This is a genomic window from Ardenticatenales bacterium, from assembly GCA_020634515.1.
Taxonomy (GTDB): Bacteria; Chloroflexota; Anaerolineae; order Promineifilales; family Promineifilaceae; genus JAGVTM01.
Genome location: JACKBL010000002.1, coordinates 975,431 through 992,722, shown reverse-complemented (window position 1 = coordinate 992,722; position 17,292 = coordinate 975,431). Strand labels below are relative to the sequence as shown.

The 17,292-nt window shown below is 58.5% G+C and carries 12 protein-coding genes; 10 read left to right on the top strand and 2 right to left on the bottom strand.

All coding sequences use genetic code 11. The features are described 5' to 3' along the window. Positions 1-66: 66 nt before the first annotated feature. From H6650_08550 to H6650_08505, 10 genes are all read left to right on the top strand, one after another. Complete coding sequence (locus tag H6650_08550; protein MCB8952049.1) at positions 67-627, top strand: ATP/GTP-binding protein; 561 nt, start codon at positions 67-69, stop codon at positions 625-627. A 168-nt stretch (positions 628-795) separates the two neighbouring features. Continuing rightward, entirely contained in the window at positions 796-1,614 is an 819-nt protein-coding gene (locus H6650_08545) for an alpha/beta hydrolase (GenBank protein MCB8952048.1), read from the top strand. Beyond that, positions 1,611-2,894, top strand: coding sequence for a multidrug transporter (locus tag H6650_08540; protein MCB8952047.1), 1,284 nt, complete (start codon positions 1,611-1,613; stop codon positions 2,892-2,894). The genes H6650_08545 and H6650_08540 overlap by 4 nt, the downstream gene beginning before the upstream one ends. Positions 2,895-3,483: 589 nt before the next feature. Further along, the gene (locus H6650_08535) at positions 3,484-4,374 is read left to right on the top strand and encodes a response regulator (protein ID MCB8952046.1); all 891 of its coding nucleotides are present in this window, start codon (positions 3,484-3,486) and stop codon (positions 4,372-4,374) included. Between the two features lie 267 nt (positions 4,375-4,641). After that, positions 4,642-9,258: a GAF domain-containing protein gene (locus H6650_08530; protein ID MCB8952045.1), complete on the top strand. Its 4,617-nt coding sequence runs from the start codon at positions 4,642-4,644 to the stop codon at positions 9,256-9,258. A gap of 38 nt (positions 9,259-9,296) precedes the next feature. Beyond that, the gene (locus H6650_08525) at positions 9,297-9,668 is read left to right on the top strand and encodes a response regulator transcription factor (protein MCB8952044.1); all 372 of its coding nucleotides are present in this window, start codon (positions 9,297-9,299) and stop codon (positions 9,666-9,668) included. Between the two features lie 20 nt (positions 9,669-9,688). After that, a complete protein-coding gene (locus tag H6650_08520) occupies positions 9,689-10,477 on the top strand; it encodes an alpha/beta hydrolase (GenBank protein MCB8952043.1) in 789 nt (262 codons plus the stop codon). Positions 10,478-10,569: 92 nt separating this feature from the next. Continuing rightward, positions 10,570-11,793, top strand: coding sequence for a DUF3048 domain-containing protein (locus tag H6650_08515; protein ID MCB8952042.1), 1,224 nt, complete (start codon positions 10,570-10,572; stop codon positions 11,791-11,793). 18 nt (positions 11,794-11,811) lie between these two features. After that, entirely contained in the window at positions 11,812-12,606 is a 795-nt protein-coding gene (locus tag H6650_08510; protein MCB8952041.1) for a TIGR00730 family Rossman fold protein, read from the top strand. A gap of 1 nt (position 12,607) precedes the next feature. Beyond that, positions 12,608-14,032, top strand: coding sequence for a serine hydrolase (locus H6650_08505; GenBank protein MCB8952040.1), 1,425 nt, complete (start codon positions 12,608-12,610; stop codon positions 14,030-14,032). 55 nt (positions 14,033-14,087) lie between these two features. Here H6650_08505 and H6650_08500 read toward each other — a convergent pair whose 3' ends face one another. Continuing rightward, positions 14,088-15,638 (bottom strand): serine hydrolase, encoded by a 1,551-nt coding sequence (locus H6650_08500; GenBank protein ID MCB8952039.1) that lies wholly within the window; start codon positions 15,636-15,638, stop codon positions 14,088-14,090. A gap of 148 nt (positions 15,639-15,786) precedes the next feature. Then, entirely contained in the window at positions 15,787-17,247 is a 1,461-nt protein-coding gene (locus H6650_08495) for a serine hydrolase (GenBank protein MCB8952038.1), read from the bottom strand. Positions 17,248-17,292: the final 45 nt, after the last annotated feature.

The following is a 17,292-nucleotide window of genomic DNA, read 5'->3' as shown; positions in this document are numbered from 1 at the left end:
GCGCCCGCCGCGAACTGTTCCGCGTAGTCTGGCGTTCTCAATTCATGATTAAATACAGAAGGTCTCATGCAAGTCGTCAAAATGGTGATCACAGGGCCGTTTGCTGCCGGCAAAACGGAATTCATAGGCTCCGTCAGTGAAATAGACGTCGTTTCTACCGAGCGCAGAATCACCAGCACAGCGGAAAAAGTAAAAGAGACAACCACGGTTGCCATGGACTTTGGCCGCATCACGGTGGCAAAAGACAATGACGAAGAGGAAGATATTATTCTTTACCTCTTTGGCACGCCAGGACAACGTCGTTTCGACTTTATGTGGGAAATCCTCTCAGAAGGGATGCTTGGTTTTGTTATTCTGGTGGACAGCACCAAGCCGGAAACTTTCCGTGAAGCCAAGCGCATTCTGGAAACGTTCAAGGAATTCGCGGCGACGCCCTATGTTGTCGCCGCGAATAAGCAAGACCATGAAGATGCGTGGGAACCGGAAGACCTGCGCATCGTGTTGCGCCTCGATCCAGATGTCAAGGTTCTTCCTTGCGTGGCCCTGGACAAAGAAAGCGTCAAGGAGGTTTTGCTGGCGCTGCTCTACTCAATTCTGGAACAACTCGAGGAAAGCGAAGTCGCCTGAGCAACCGTCTAATAATCACTTCCGGATATGAACCCGGCTCCCATCCGCCCTCGCCAAACGTGTACAGAAGTCTGCCGTTCGCTGTTTCTGGCGTGAGAGCCATGTCCTGTCGGCGTCAATGAGGCCATTTTTCGCCCGATAGGCTGGAAACGATAGACTGAGGCAAGCGTGAGTTCGATTGTCACGGATCAAGGGATCCTACACTACGAATCCATCGGTCGCGGACAGCCAATTATCCTGCTACATGGCTGGATCAATTCCTGGGATGTCTGGCGTGATTCCATGATCGCGCTTGCCGGCACAGGCCGTTACCGCGTCTATGCGCTAGATTTCTGGGGATTCGGCGAGTCCGCCACCGGCGCAAGCCCTTCCTTTGAGATACACAGCTATGTGGAGATGGTAAACCAGTTCATGGAGTCGCTAGGCATCGTCGCCGCGCCCGTCGCCGGGCACTCCATGGGGGGCACGGTCGCGCTGGAGTTGGCGCTGAGCCATGCAGACCGTATCCGCAAGGTGGCTGTGGTCGGTTCCCCGGTGGTCGGCAGTTCGCTCAATTTCTTCCTGAAACTGGCGGGGTACGGCTGGATCGCGCAAATTGTCTGGCGCTACCCCGTTCTGCTCAGCTCGATTATGCGCCTGCTGTTGGCGCGGGATTCCAAGAAGGTACGGCAGATGATCTTCCGTGATGTACAGCGGGCCAGCCTGGAGTCATTTTTCCGCAGCATTGGGGATTTGCGCGACACGAATCTGGTGGAAGAATTGCCGGCACTTTCCATCCCCACACTCGGCATCTACGGCACACGAGATAACATCGTCTCCCCCGACAACGCCAGACTGATCGCCCGCCACGTCAACACCGCCCAAATCGCCCTGATGTCCCGGTCACGCCACTTCCCCATGGCCGACGAACCCCAGGAATTCGTGCGCACGCTCACCCAATTTCTCGGCAACGAAGACAGCACCCCGCGATACGAGTTCGCACCATGAGACGGGTCATCATCACCGACGACAGCCATATTCACCCCTTCAACGAGCCGGCCCGCGACCTGCGCGTCCTCAACAAACCCCTCTGGCTGCACCAGCGCGACCTCCTCAGCCCCTACACCACCGAAGAACGCGAATATCCTAATTGGGACATCGCCCAACGCGCCGAAGGACAGGAAAAAGTCGAAGCCCTGGCCCACCGCGACAACCTCTTCTTCAACCAGACCCTGATCGAAGAATTCATCACCCGCGCCCGCGCCGGGCACCAGCCCGTCCGCCTGGCCTTCCGCGCCGACGACCCGGCGGTCACCGCCCACATGCTGCCCCTGGCCCACTCCTTCCAACGAAAAGGGGAACTGGTGCTGGCGGAAATGTGGTATTTGCCGCAAGGTATCTCGCAAAGCTTCATCGCCAAACCGCTGGTCATCGACACCGAATCGCGCGAAATCGGCTACTACCATGTCCCTCCCTACATGGCCACGGAAACAGGCGACCTTGTTTACCAACTGCCCCGCAAAGCGTTCGTCTCCCTGGAAAGCTGGACACATGTGTTCATCATCGACATCCTCTTTGGCGTCTTCGCCCGCGGTATCATCACCGAAGAGAAAGTAGATCGCGACTGGCGCTTCAAGCTGCGCATCCTCTTCCGGGCCATCATGGAACAACGACAGGTGCTGGACACCTCGGAAGTGGTGCGGGTGGGCAACAACGTGAGCATCGATCCCACAGCCATCATCCACGGCATGACAACCATTGGCAACAACGTGAACATTGGTCCTGGTGTGGTCATTGACAACTGTATCATCGGCGATAACGTCAACGTCACGCAAGGCTGCCAGCTCATGCTGAGCGTGGTGGCAGACGGCTGCTTCCTCCCCTTCCGCGCCTCCCTCTTCATGACCACCTTGATGGAACGTTCCATGGTGGCTCAAAACACTTGCCTGCAACTGTGTGTCGTGGGGCGCGACTCCTTTATCGGCGCCGGTAGCACGTTCACCGACTTCAATGTCGTGCCCGCGCCGCTGCGCGCCTATGGCAAAGAGGGTTTGGAAGAAACAGGCATGATTGTTTTAGGCGGCTGTGTCGGCCATCATTGCCGTCTCAGTTCTGGGCTTTACATGATGCCCGCCCGCACTATCGAATCGGATGTGGTGCTGCTCGCCAACGACGAGCGCAGTTTTATTCAGAAGAACATCAGCTACGAAGAAAGCGATCACCACCAGTTCATTGGCAAGTACGACTATCCCCGCCTCTATCCGCGTAAGGGGGAGCAGTTGGGCTAAGGGCGCATTCGTATTAAAGATTGGAAATGTCGGATGCGCTGGAAGGGTTCTTGCTTGTCGGATAGGCCAAAGTTGGTTTTGCACGAACCCTCAAATACCTCCCGCACCATTTGCCGGCTCGCCGCCCGCCCACTTGCATGGACATCCAGTAGGTAATTAGGACTATGCCCGTCAAATTAACGGGCGATTTACGGTTGATGCGCCAGCCGATCCTGTAACATCAGTGTATGTTTGCACCTCTTGCGGCGCGGTGGGAAGCATGAGAGGGCCTTGCATCCTTGAGGAACAGCACGTGGACATGACTAATGGCCCTACCGGTCAAATTGTCACATCCATTGAGCATTGATAGAATTGCCCGCGAGCGGGTTCTTGCACAAAAATGGCATAATCGCGCGGACAATCGGGAAGGCGAAGCTGGCCTCCGATTTGTTGCCGGTACTGTTCGGTTGGTGTGGTGATGCCGGCACAACCGCCACGCACCAAAAAGAAAATCAGAGCTTGGGACTTCTCAACAAGCAAGAACCCTTCCGGCGCATCCGTAACGCCACATGAATCAACGGACGCGCCTTCAGCAAAGGGAATCGTGAAGATGAGTAATGGGAATAACGGTCGCATCCTGGTCGTAGAAGATGATTTCGACATTTCCAACATGTTGCGAATCTATTTTAACGGCCAGGGTTACACGGTAGACGTCGCCTCGCGGGGGAACGAAGCGTTGGAGATTTGCCGCCGCCAACTGCCCGACCTGATCGTGCTGGACATCATGCTGCCAGACAAGGACGGCTACCAGGTGTGCCGCGAACTACGCACAACCACCCGCACCAGCCGCATCCCCATTATTTTCTTAACGCAAAAAGATGAGCGCAGCGACCGCATCGCCGGGTTGGAACTGGGCGCGGACGATTACATCACCAAGCCCTTCGACATTGAAGAGCTTAAGCTCCGCGTGAAAAACGCCATCCTCATTCATCGACGCACGAACATGACCGACCCACGCACCGGGTTGCCCAGCGGACGCCTCATTGAAGACCAACTACGGAGGTTGGTGCGGACACAAGGATGGGCATTGGTGCTGCTGGGAATCGACCATTTCACGCCCTTTAACGATGCCTATGGCTTCGTCGCCAGCGACGAGGTCATGCGCTTCATCTCCTTGCTCCTCAACGAAACCGTAGACCTTTATGGCACGCCCGACGATTTTATCGGCCAGCCGAGCAATGACACGTTCATCATCATCACGCAGTCATCAGATACGCGGCGGCTAGTAGAGGATTTGCGCCGTCGTTTTGATGATGGCATCAAAACGCACTACAACTTCATCGACCGGGAGCAAAACGGCATCCTCTTGGGCAACAAACTGGAACCGCTGATGCAATTGTCGATGGGTGTGGTTAGCAGCGAAACGCAGCGTTTCTCCGATATTCGGGAAATCACGGAAGCCGCGGCGGAAATGCGCAAACTCGACCAGAAATCCGGCTAAGTAACCGTCCGAAAACAGCTTCACGCTTTCTTACGGACGGTTACTGACAAGCTGTCCATGATAGCCGCTATCATGGACCACTATCTATGATAGTCGTTGTCCGCACATTTTCGCTGATTTAGGACTGACGATGAAACAAAGTAAATTGCATCGTCAGCTTACAGGAACGGTAAGGAAACAACTTCGTTGTCTTGTTTAATTTCCGTTCCTTCATTGCGGACAGCCACTAAAGAAACGTCTGCACCAACAAGGTGTACAGGGATAACGATGCAAACATTGGTGACCTCGGTCAATACCTGGCATTTCCTCGACAATTTGAGCGAAGGTGTGCTGGTGGCCGCGACCGATGGCGCAATCAACTATTTGAATTCGGCGGCCTACCAGTTGTTGGGCGTGAGCGAGAAGCCAGACTCACTGGCGGCGCTGTTCGCGCTTGTCGCGCCGCGGGACACATGGCAACATCTGCTCATTCCGCCTTCTGAGTCTTACTTGCATCTTGCCGGCATCAGCCTGCACCTGGAGACCCATCCCATCAATTGGGGCGAGCAGGTTTTGGTACAGGTCAACATCAATCCGGCCCCCATGCCGGAATCGGAAGACGAGAAACCCACCGCTTCCGGTGACCAACTCCAGGCCCTGACGCGCGTGGTGCAAAAGCTGAATGTGACGTTGAGTCTGGATGATATTTTGCCGACCATTCTCAACGAAGCCATTCTCGTCACCAGAGCCAACGGCGGCCAGATTTTTCTGCGGGACGGCGATAATGCTTTTTCGCAACCATTCGTCGAACGGGGGCAGACCGTGCCGGCATCGCGCGCCCTGGCCGAAGCCCGTAGCCTGATGCAAGGCCCGCCCCAGCCCTTCCTGCACACCTGGATACAACCCGTCCAGGGTGTGCATACCATGCTCCTCTCCCCCATCCTCTACGCGCAGGAAGTTGCCGGCATCATCTGCCTCTACGGAACGCGCCGCAACCACTTTCATAGAGAAGCCCGCGGCTTCCTCGGCATGCTCAGCCACCACGCCGGACTGGCCTTAGGCAACGCGGTCCGCTTCCGGGAAATCCAAACCCGCAACACCCTCCTCAGCAAACGCGCCGAGCAAATTGAACATTTCGTCGAGTCCAGCCGCGTCTTCCACAGCAACAAAACCGTCGAAGAAGTCTACGAAGACCTGGTGTACGCCATCCAGGAAGGCGTTGGCTTCAACATCGTCCGCCTCAGCCTTATTGAAGAAAACGACCCGTCGCGCACCCTGATGCTGGTCAGCGCCGCCGGCCTGCCGCTAAACCGCCTGCAAGAGATGCAGCAGCATTCACGACCATGGGATGTCGTTCAGCGGATGGCACGACCGGAATTCGCCCTGGGGCGGGCATATTTTGTGCCCGCCGCCGCCTCCACAGATGAACCGGATGCGCCTCCGCCCCACGATGGAAACACCTGGCAGCCCGCGGACAACTTCTTCATCGTCTTGCGTGGGGCCGACCGCCAACCGTTGGGGGAGATCAGCCTCCATGCACCGCTTACCGGTCAGCGCCCAGACCTGAGTACAGCGAAAGCGCTGGAGATTTTCGCCAACCAGGCAGCCACGGCCATTGAGAATATCCGCCTCTACAACAACACGCGCCATTATGCGGACCAACTTCAACAAATTCATTCCATATCCCAGGAAGTCCTGCGCGAATCCTCTTTCGACCGGAAATTGCACCTGCTTGTTGAGGGATTGCGCGGCATTGGTTGGGAAAGGGTGACGCTGACCCTACGCGATGAGCAAATGAATCCGCTGAAATTGGTCGCCGTCGGACTGACGCCGGAGGAACACGCCCATCTGGAAACAAACATGCTGCCTCCCTCCGTATGGCGGCAGCGTTTCCAGGATCCGAACTTCCTCCGCTTTCGCCTCGGCTCAGCCTTCTTCGTTCCCGCGGAGGACCCCTGGGCACAAGAAAACGTGGGCGTGATGCTGCCGGACCACTCGCGTCCGCGCGGACTGGCCTTTTCCTGGCATCCCAACGACATGTTCTGCTTGCCGCTGTACGACCAACAGCAGCACGTAATCGCTCTCATTGGCCTGGACCAGCCCCGCAATGGTCGCCGCCCCGATGGGCAGGCGCTGCAAATCCTGGAGATTTACGCGCGCTTCGCCACGTCCGCCATCGAAAATTCACGTCTGTTTGGCGAAACGCTGGCGCGCACGCAAGAACTGGAAACGCTTTATCAGGCGATCCATGCGATTTCCAGCAGTCTGGAACAGGAAAAGGTGTTGGCGGCCATGGGCGAACATATGCGTCAGGCGGTCTTCGCCGATGGCTATGCTATTTACGAGTGGGATCGCTCGCGGCAGGAATTGCTGCTTCTGTCCGCATCTCCGGCGGCGTCGAGGGGAACGACGTTTTTTGCGCGGGAAATGCCGGCAGCTATCGACGTCCTCACTCACCAGGAACCGGCCACCTACCCGCTTCCGCCAGTAGGAGCAAAAGGCCGGGGTGCGCTGGCCTCGTTGACAGACCTCAACTATCACGCCATCCTCCTGCCTATCACCATCCGCGACGAAGTCTTCGGCCTGGCCCAGATTGCCGCCCGCGAAGCATGGTTGCTAAACAGCAGCGAAATCAAAACCCTGCAAGCAATCATCAACCAGGCCAGCGTGGCCCTGGAAAACGCTCGCCTCTTCAAAGAAACATCCCAGCGAGAACAATTCTTCGCCGCCCTGGGGCGCGTCAGCCTGGCGATCAACGCCACCTTCGACCTGCCCACGGTCCTCGACCTGATCTGTCGGGAGAGCATGAACATTTTCCAGGTGGATGGCGTCTACATCTGGCAGCGACGGGGCCTGGCACTGATCGGGACGGCGGCCCAAGGTCATGGCAAGAACGCATTCATCGGAACAACCATTCGCGCCAACGAAACCGACGTGTTTGCCGCCGTTGTCGCCAACCACGGACGGAGCATTTTCTTCAATGAACTGGCGCAAACCAGTAACGTGACCGTCCGCCTGCCGCAAAAGCAATCCATCCAGGCCATTCTGGGCGTACCTCTGCAACGAGAAGGCGAAACCATCGGTGTGATGGTGATGATTGACAATGGCAATCCGCGCCGTTTCCACAAGACGGACATTGAATTGGCGACTGCTTTTGGCGTGCAGGCGGCCATTGCCATCCAGAACGCCCAGTTGGTGACGGAACTGCGCGAGTTGAATGAGCAGCTTGACGAGCGCGTCATCGAACGTACGCAGGCACTGAGCGAAGAGCGCGACCGGATGCAGCTTCTGTTGAAAATCACCACGGAACTCTCCGCCAGCCTGGATGAGGCTTATGTGCTCAACCGCGCGCTGGAGTTGGTGAATGAAGTGGCCCGCGCACCGCGCGGCGGCATTCTTCTCGTTGACCCAGAAAGCGAATTCATGATTTACCGCGCCGCCTTTGGCCTGGGTCGCGCGCTCCCGCGCGAAGGAATCAAACTGACACTGCGGCAGAATGAAGGATTGTCTGGCTGGGTGCTGCAAAACCGCGCGCCCATCCTCATTCAAGACACGCACGATGATCCGCGCTGGCTACGCCGCCCCACCAGCGATGACCATCGTTCGGCGCTGGCCGTGCCACTGATTTCCGGAGACCAGGTGATGGGCACGCTCATGCTGTTCCATCCCGAACCGAATGCGTTCACGCGCCGACAGTTGGAACTGGTGGTGGCGGCCGCGTATCAGGTATCTAATGCGATCTACAATGCGCAGCTTTATGTGTTGATTCGGGATCAAACGGAGCGGTTGGGGAGAAGAATGCGCGAAGAGCAGATTGAAGCGGCGAAGAACCAGGCGATCCTGGAGAGTATTGCGGACGGGGTTTTGGTGGCGGATTCCGGTGGCATGATTGCTCTGGCGAACAATGCAACAAGCCTGATCCTGGATCTGCCCCGCTCCGAACTAGAAGGCAAATCAATGGCCGACATGCTAGGGCGCTACAACGCCTTCCCCGCATCCTGGCAGACGGCCATTGAGGAGTGGGCGACGCAGCGAAAACCCGATAGCGGACGTGTCGCCCTCACGGATGAATTCCAGATTGCCGGCAAAGTGATCAGCGTCACCCTCTCTCCGGTCCACAGCGGCGGCCAATTCTTTGGCACCGTCTCCATTTTCCGCGACATCACCCACGCCGTCGAACTGGACCAGATGAAAAGCGATTTTGTCTCCACGGTTTCGCACGAATTGCGCACGCCCATGACGTCCATCAAAGGATACGCCGACCTGATGTTGATGGGCGCGGCCGGCCCCGTGGCCGCATCACAAGCGCGCTATTTACAGGTAATCAAGAATAATGCCGACCGCCTGAGCATGTTGGTCAATGACCTGCTGGACATTTCCCGCTTCGAGACGGGCAAAACGGAACTTGACTTGCGTCCGCTGGACCTGACGCAATTGATTGAGCAGGTCGTCCACGGCCACTTGCAAGGACGAATCCAGCACGAGCAAAAATCGCTGGACCTGGCGACGGAGTACACCCCTTCTCTCCCTCTTGTACAAGGAGACCACGCGCGCGTGACGCAAATTCTGAACAACCTGTTGGACAATGCCTTCAATTACACGCCCGCCGGCGGTTCCATCACGGTACGCGCCCGGGCTAATAACCGGTTTGTCTACGTCAGTATCATTGATACAGGCATTGGCATTACGCCGGAAAATCAGCAGAAGGTCTTTGAGCGTTTCTTCCGCGCCGGGCACAATGAGGTACAGGCCGTTGCCGGCACGGGGCTGGGACTATCCATTGTGCAATCGCTGGTGCAAATGCACGGCGGCACGCTCGAACTGCACAGCGAACCGGAAAAGGGGAGTACCTTCACGTTTAGCCTCCCTGTCGTTGAAGACCAGGCCCAGGCGCGTCCGGCGTAAGGGTCGCATTGTGGCAAAGCACACGAGGGTGAGCAAATATGACGAGAATCCTGGTAGCCGAAGATGAACGCGACATACGCGAACTGATTCAACTGACGTTGGAGTTTAGCAGCTTTGATGTAGTGAGCGTGCCTGATGGCCTGGAGGCCGTCAAGGCAGCCACGAGTGATCCGAACATTGACCTGATTCTGATGGATGTGCGGATGCCGCGCATGACCGGGTACGAGGCGTGCCGGCAGCTAAAAGAGCAAGACACGACGAGGAATATCCCCGTAATTTTCCTGTCGGCCAAAGGCCAGGAGGCGGAAGTGCAAGCAGGATTGGACGTGGGCGCGGTCCAGTACATCCTCAAACCCTTTGCTCCCGACGCCCTGATTCGCAAAATCCGTGAGGTGCTGGCGCACAATTAAGCTCGCCCGCTATGCCAACGATGAGCATCACGACTGTCAACAACCGCCTGATCCACTACGAGGCATTGGGCCGCGGCGAACCACTGATCTTCGTCCACGGCTGGCTTGGCTCGTGGCGGTATTGGTGGCCCTCCATGCAAGCACTTTCCACGCAGCACCGGACGTTTGCTTTCGATCTGTGGGGGTTTGGAGACTCCAGCAAAGAGCAACAGATGTATTCGCTGGACACGTATGTTTCCATGCTGGACCAGTTTATGGGGCATTTGGGCATTCGCCCTCCTATCTCACTGGTGGGACATGCGTTAGGGGGCGTGGTGGCGCTGCGTTTCGCCAACCGGCATCCCGACCGAGTGAAGCGGCTGGTGACGGTGGCGCTGCCCATTATGGGGAGCTACATCAATGAGCGTTTGAAGACGATGAATGCCGGCACTTTCCTGCAAAAATACCTCGGTAAAGCCCACACCTTCCCTGAAGTCGAATCCGAAACCCACAAAACCGACCCCGGAGCCATCAGCCGTCTGGCCCAAGAATTGAGCCAGGCCAGTTTCGCCGCCGATTTGGAGCGCGTAAGCTGCCAGACCTTGCTCGTCTACGGCGAGCAAGACCCGGTTGTCCAAATACCCAGCGATGACTACAATACCTGGCAGCGGTCAGGACAGAACCGCCACATCATCATGCTAAATGGCAGCACCCACTTCCCCATGCTCGAAGAAACCGCCACCTTTAACAGATTGATGCTCGATTTCATCCACGCCGACAGCCCCATGGAAATCGCGCCCAAAACATTGTGGCAGCGCCGCACACGCTGATCCCCACCCGCGGCTCCCCGCTGCCTTCCATCCCCCTTAAAGTCAGGAGTTCCCCTTTTATGCCCTCTCTTTGCTGCAAGCACCCTCGCCGGATGCCACTCCACCTTCTTGTGATGTGGCTCATTGCCAGCGCATTGGTCGGCTGTGGCTCCTCCCGCGCCATCTCACCAACGCCCACCAACCTCCCCGCCGCGCCCACGACCGCCGGCAGCATCCCCGCCGCGGCCACCGAACTCCCGCCCCCGCCCGTCTCCGTCACCCAAGCCGCTCCGCCCACCCCCACCCTCATCGTCCCCCCCACGCTTCCCCCCGCGCCCACGCCAGAAGCCGCCACGCCTCTCGTGATCAGCGGCATCATTGGCCCAGACCAGATTCCGGCTAACGTGAATCCCCTGACAGGCGAGACGGTCGCCGACCCCGCCACCCTGGCCCACCGCCCTATCGCCATCAAAATCTCCAACTCCTCCGCCGTCGTGCGCCCGCAATCGGGCCTGAACAGCGCCGATCTGGTGTTTGAGCATTACGCCGAAGGGGGCATCACGCGCTTCACCGCCGTTTTTTATGGCCAAGGGACCGACCTGGTCGGCCCCATCCGCAGTGGGCGGCTCATTGACCTGGAGATTCCCAAGATGTATGACGCGGCGTTTGCCTATTCCGGCTCCAGCGCCCCCGTACGCGACCTGATCCGCGGCAGTCGCTTCTTTGACCGGGTCATTTCGCCCGATTTTGGGCACGATGGCTTCTGGCGTGATTATGAGATCGGCAACCCGAACAAGCCGGGCTGGGAGACGCTGTACACGAATACGGACACGCTGCGCCGCATTTTGCAGCAACGCGACCTGGACACGCCGCCGCAACTGCCTTCCAACATGGGCTTCAGCGCCGCGTCGCCGACCAACGGCGCGCCGGTGAACAGTGTGGAGGTGCAATATCTGGGGACGAACGTTTTCTGGCAGTATGATGCCGGCACAGGACGATACCTGCGGTGGGCGGATGGCGAACCGCACCTGGACGCCAACACCAATCAGCAGATCAATTTCCGCAACGTCGTCGTCGTCGCCGCCAACCACGTAGACACCCTCATCCTGGAAGACGAAGTCGCCGGCGGCCACTACTCCATCGAAATCCAGCTATGGGGCGAAGGCCCCGTCTCCATATTCCGCGACGGCCAACGATTCGATGGCCGCTGGCAGCGCGTCGATCCGGGCTACATGCTCACCTTCTACGACGCGGACGGCAACGTCATCCCCCTGGCTCCCGGCAACACCTTCTTCCAGGTCGTTCCCCTCGGCTTCACCGGTCTCACAGCCCGCTAGGCCATTCCCGAACAGCTTATGTCTGAACCAACCCCAACCCGACAGACGCACGACGAACAACTCCTCGCCTCCCCGCAGGGCAAGATGGACAGCTTCATCCACACCGACCCGTGGCGCATCTTCCGCATCATGGGCGAATTCGTGGAAGGGTTCGAGGCGCTGACGGAATTGGGACCGGCCGTGACCATTTTCGGCTCGGCCCGCACCCATCCCGAGGATGAGCAGTACCGGCAGGCGGTCGATCTGGCGCACCAACTGGGACAGGCGGGCTTCAATATCATCACCGGTGGCGGCCCCGGCATCATGGCTGCCGCCAACCAGGGCGCAAGTACCGCCGGCGTCACCTCCGTGGGGCTGAACGTCGAACTGCCCTTTGAGCAGGGAACCAACCGCTGGGTGGACCTGCCGGTGCAGTTTCATTACTTCTTCATCCGCAAGATGATGTTCGTCAAATACGCGCAGGGCTTTGTCATCTTCCCCGGTGGCTTCGGCACGATGGATGAGCTATTTGAGTCCCTGACACTAATCCAGACGGGCAAGATTCGTCACTTTCCGGTGGTGCTGTTCGGCAGCGGCTATTGGCAGGGGCTACTGACGTGGCTGCGCCAGACGATGCTCCAGGAAGGGAAGATCGCCGCCGCGGATCTCGACCTGATGTTCGTGACGGATTCCGTGGAGGAGGCGTGCCGCTTCATTGTCGAAGGGCAGCAACGACAACATCCACGCGCACAGCAGGAAGAGGCAGCGCGCCAGGTGACGCGCCAGGTGTTGGCGCGCCAGGTGTTGGCGCGCCAGCCACGGGAGTACGATTGATTTGGGTAACGCCTGGCGGCGACAAATCGAAATGAAGGATATGGGGAAAGGAGCGCACTACTTCTGGTTGTGGGCATGCCTATGGGTGCTGGCGGCGTGTCGTCCGACTCCCCCGCCATCGCCCGTCCCTATCGCCGGCGCGTCCCCGACAAGCCATTTGCCGGCAACCGTTACCCCAACGGCTGCAATAGAATCAACGCCCGCGCCAACGGAAAAGCCCGCGCCTTCTCCCAGCCCCCTGCCCACGGCCTCGCCCACGCCGCTGCCCCTGCTCTCCTCCCCCTGTGGCACAACGCTGCCCTTGCAGCCGCCCAACACGCCGCCGACCACCACCAGCCTCAACCCAAACCAACTTCTCGACGACGTGCCGGAGACGGCGCGGGCTGCCGTGCGCTATATTCTGGAGAACCCGGAGGACGTGGGGCTGGTGGCTTTCCGCGTGGGGCAGGAGCCATACGGCATCTACTTGAATGCGGATACGCCGATGCCGCTGGCTTCCGTTGCCAAGTTAATCGACTTGTTGGCTTATGCGGAGGCGGTGAACGCGGGGGAGCTTGATCCCACGGAGTGGGTTCCACTGCGTGATCTGGAGCAGTATTATCTGCCGGGAACGGACCTGAACGCGCACACGTATGCCCTGGAAGATGCCGGCACGCGAGACCTGATTGCCGCCGATCCCCCCCGCACGCCCCTGGAAGAAGTGCCGTGGATGATGATACAACACAGCTCCAACGCGGCGGCGGATTATCTGCATCAGCGGCTGGGGCAGGCGCGCCTCGAAGCCACCGCCCAGGAGATGGGATTGGGCAGCCAGGGTGCGCCCTGCCCGTTTATTGGTCAGTTTTTGGTGATGGCGAATCATTTGCGTGCCGGCAGCGACCCGGATGCCATCAAGCAATACGCCGCCGACCTGGACGCCTATGGCGCGGACGTGATGCGCCTGACCGACGCCTTCGCCCTGGACCCCAGTTTTCGCGCCGCGGAAATCGCCTGGCGACGCAGCAATCGCCGACCGTCCGTCCAGACACAGCGGCTATTCACCGAGTCTCTGGGCGCACGTGCTTCAGCCCGTGACTACGCGAACTTGATGAGTCGGATTGCCCAAAATCAACTAACGACCGGCTACATGAATATCCTGGTGCGGCACTATCTGGAGTGGCCCATGATCTTCGCTGTGAACCAGGACGTGTTCTGGACAATGGGGTATAAGGGTGGCTCCTTGCCGGGGGTGCTGACCGGCGTCTACTACGGCGAACCATTGACGTATCGCGTCCCCGTGGTCGTGGCGCTATTCTTCCACAACCTGCCCATGCAGACGTACCGGCAATGGCGGCAGAATTGGCCCCATGATGAGTTGGCGCGCTGGCTAATGTACGATGTGGAGGCACTGCCGACGCTGGCGCGGCTACTGAATAATGATAACTGAGTGGCGACTCGTTAGCCATACGACAATTCGCCCATTCAACAATTGATCATTTCTCTCAGTTTCCACTTTCCGGCGTGGGTTCCGGTGTCGGCTCCAGGGTGGGTTCGGGGGTAGGAGAAAGGTCATCACCCAGGGTGGAGGGACGCCCGGCGAAGGGTTGGTCGGGGTTGAAATAGTTGTAGACGATGCGGGAAATCTCGCGCAGGACGGGGAAGCTGTACTCAATGGGCAGCCAGTCGCCTGATTGGTGCAGGTATTCGACGATGACATAATCGCCGCCGGGGGAGTAGACAATGCCGGCATCGCCATGCGTCACACTATCCCACCCATGCTTATGCGAAACAGGCACACCATCGGGCACACCAAAGCGAATCAGGTTCCCCTCCAGATTTTGCTCCATCAGATCAATAATCTCCTGGCATTCCCCCGGCGTAATCTGGTCGGGATAGACCGCCAGCAGCGTGCCGCCCCCCTTGCTGCAATAGTAAATCATGGACATCAGCGTGCCCATATCCTCCGCCGTGGACTGGCGCGCCGGATCGGGCTGCATGGGCAGTTCGCCCGCGGAATTGGCCGGCGTGACGTAGGTGCTGGGGCGCGTAGCCACCACCGCCGCGTCATAAGGCACAGCCATGAACGTGTTCACCAATCCCAACTCGTGCATCGATTCCGTAAACACATCCGCGCCTTTGTACGTGTTATTCTCGCCCGCGGCCACGTGCAGCAGCAGGTTAGCTCCGTAGTCGCTAGAATGAATCGCCGTATCTTCCAGGAGGCTCCGCACATATTCATCGGGCGGCCCATTCAAAGCGCGAAACGCATCCACGAAAATGCCCACTTTGAGGATGCTGAGGCCGGACAGGGCGGTGTCCGCGTTGATGCCAAACTCTTCGCCCGTTTCCAGGTCCATCACAAATACGCTGCCCACGCCGGCGAAACTGTTCAACTCCGCCTGCACGGCGCGCTTGAGCATGTCCATGCCGGGCGCCTCCGGCGGTTGATCGTGAACGACCAGCGTGGCGACGCGGTTGTCCGGCTGAAACAGCACCTGTTGCACTGCCGGCAGGCTGGCATCAATGTCCGTGGTGTAACCCGTCTTGCCCGGGACGAAGGTGAAGGTCTCCGTGTTCATCCCTGGCGCTTGCGCCGGTTGGTCCAGCAAGTCGGCGACGATTTGCAAAATGTCGCGCAGGGTGTTGGTATCGCTGCTGGCCTTCAGTTCGACAGCTTCCGGCGCAACGGGGCGCTGGAGCAGGTAGGCGGCAAAGCCTTGCCAGAAGGTTTGCGTCTGCTGCATCGCTTGCGCTTCCTGCATCATGCCATCCAGGTCGAATTGGAATCCGGCGCGGGCGGGATCAATTTCTACCTGTTCGTCCAGATGGGTGAGGTAGATGGGGGCGGTGTAGGCGGCGTTGACTCGTTCAGCGGCTTCATTGAGGGTGAGTCCACCCACGTCGATGCCGGCAATCGTCATCCCCACCGGCAGCAAATCACGCACCTGCCAGTACTGGAACGCCTGATAGCCGGCGTAGCCAACGCCCGCGAGAAAAACGAGCAGCAGGAGAATGCGCAGGAGGATTGTGCTAATGGAGGTTTGTCTTCTCATGCGAATCATCCATCAAACAGCGAGCGTTTCGATTTAGGCCATTCCAGAAAAATAATGATCCAGAAGAGGCGTGGTTTTTGGGATTGACTTGAGGCTTTTTCGGTACGGAATGGGATCGTTTACATACGGAAAAAGCCTTCGCCTCCACTCAACCGCCGAGGAAGGGGTTGTCGAAGTTGAAGTAATTGTAGGTGGCGCGGGAGAGTTCGGCGATAAGGGGCGAGCTGATTTCCCATTCGAGCCAGTCAGGTTTGTACATAAAGACGACGATGACGTATGCGCCGTTGGGGGAGTAGACGATGCCGGCATCTCCATGCGTGTCATTGATCCAACCGTGCCGGTGCGCCACGGGCACATCGGGCGGCACACCCTCCTCAATCAGACTACCGATGCGGTTGCGCGTCATCACGTCGATAATCGCCTGACATTTCCCCTGCGTCAAATCGGCGGCAAACATCGCCCGTAGCGCCCCACCATTACCCTCGGCGCAGTAGTAGAGCATTGCCAGCAGCGTAGCCATATCTTCCGCCGTCGTTTGCATCGCGGGATCGGGGTTCGCGGTCGGTTCCGCGTTTTGGTTGGCGGGTGTCTGGCGCGTGCGCAGTGTGGGGCGTGGCGCTTCATCATAGGGCGCGACCATGAAGGTATCCACCAGCCCCAATCGCTGCAAATCCTCTGTGACGATGTCCGCGCCGGCAAACGGATCGTTTTTGCCGGCAACAACCGTTAACAATTGGTTTGCCGCCGTGTTGCCCGGCTGCATCAGCGTATTGGAAATGAGACTGGTCTGCGATAGCGTCAAGGGTGGGTCCAGCAAGCGATACGCTTCCAGCGTAATGGGCAGTTTGAGCATATCCATGCCAGAGACGGCCACATCTGGCTGGTAGGAAATCTCCTCGCCCGTTTGCAAATCCATGATGAAAACGCTGGCAACGCCGTTGAAACCTTGCAAATGGTTCACCATGAGGCGAGCGAGCAGTTGAATGTCCGGGCGCTGCGCCTCAATCGGGTCCACAACCAACGTCGCCTCACGGTCCACGGCGCGATAAAAGGCATTTTCAATGGCCGGCAGACTGGTTTCGATGTCCGTCTTCGTACCCGACGCGCCATACTGGAAGCTCATGGAAGTGGGCACGGGCTGCGGCGGCTGTGCCGGCTGATCGAGCGAGCTGGCAATCAGTTGCACCACGTCCCGCAGCGCGTCGCGGTTGTGCGTGGCACGCAGTTCTACCATGTTCACATTGACGGGACGCCCCCAGAGAAAGCCCCAGAAGCCGGACCAGAAATCTTGCTGGCTGCGCTCAAAATCCGCTTCGCTGAGCATGGTGGGCAGGTCAAGCTGGAATTCGGCATCGACGGGATCGATCTGGATGGCCGTATCGAGGTGGTAAACAGTGACGGGGGCGCGCAGGTAGCGTTCGGTGAGCAGGTCGCTGGCCTGTTCGCGCGTGAGTCCGCCTACGTCTACGCCGGCAATGGTCATTCCTGCCGGCATAAATGCCTGAAACTGCGTGTACTGATACAACTTGAAAAACAGAAAAATGATGAACACGACCATCAAGGAGACGGTCAGCCACTGTCCCAATCCGGGCGATGAACGTCGGTTCATACGTCATGCAATCCTATTCGTTGTGCAGCTTTAAGGAACGGAATT

Excerpts from the sequence above, each read along its gene's own strand:
- H6650_08525 (MCB8952044.1), top strand. The coding sequence starts at position 9,297 with ATGACGAGAATCCTGGTAGCCGAAGATGAACGCGACATACGCGAACTG.
- H6650_08510 (MCB8952041.1), top strand. The coding sequence starts at position 11,812 with ATGTCTGAACCAACCCCAACCCGACAGACGCACGACGAACAACTCCTC.
- H6650_08495 (MCB8952038.1), bottom strand. The coding sequence starts at position 17,247 with ATGAACCGACGTTCATCGCCCGGATTGGGACAGTGGCTGACCGTCTCC.
- H6650_08550 (MCB8952049.1), top strand. The coding sequence starts at position 67 with ATGCAAGTCGTCAAAATGGTGATCACAGGGCCGTTTGCTGCCGGCAAA.
- H6650_08520 (MCB8952043.1), top strand. The coding sequence starts at position 9,689 with ATGAGCATCACGACTGTCAACAACCGCCTGATCCACTACGAGGCATTG.
- H6650_08530 (MCB8952045.1), top strand. The coding sequence starts at position 4,642 with ATGCAAACATTGGTGACCTCGGTCAATACCTGGCATTTCCTCGACAAT.
- H6650_08500 (MCB8952039.1), bottom strand. The coding sequence starts at position 15,638 with ATGAGAAGACAAACCTCCATTAGCACAATCCTCCTGCGCATTCTCCTG.
- H6650_08515 (MCB8952042.1), top strand. The coding sequence starts at position 10,570 with ATGCCACTCCACCTTCTTGTGATGTGGCTCATTGCCAGCGCATTGGTC.
- H6650_08540 (MCB8952047.1), top strand. The coding sequence starts at position 1,611 with ATGAGACGGGTCATCATCACCGACGACAGCCATATTCACCCCTTCAAC.
- H6650_08535 (MCB8952046.1), top strand. The coding sequence starts at position 3,484 with ATGAGTAATGGGAATAACGGTCGCATCCTGGTCGTAGAAGATGATTTC.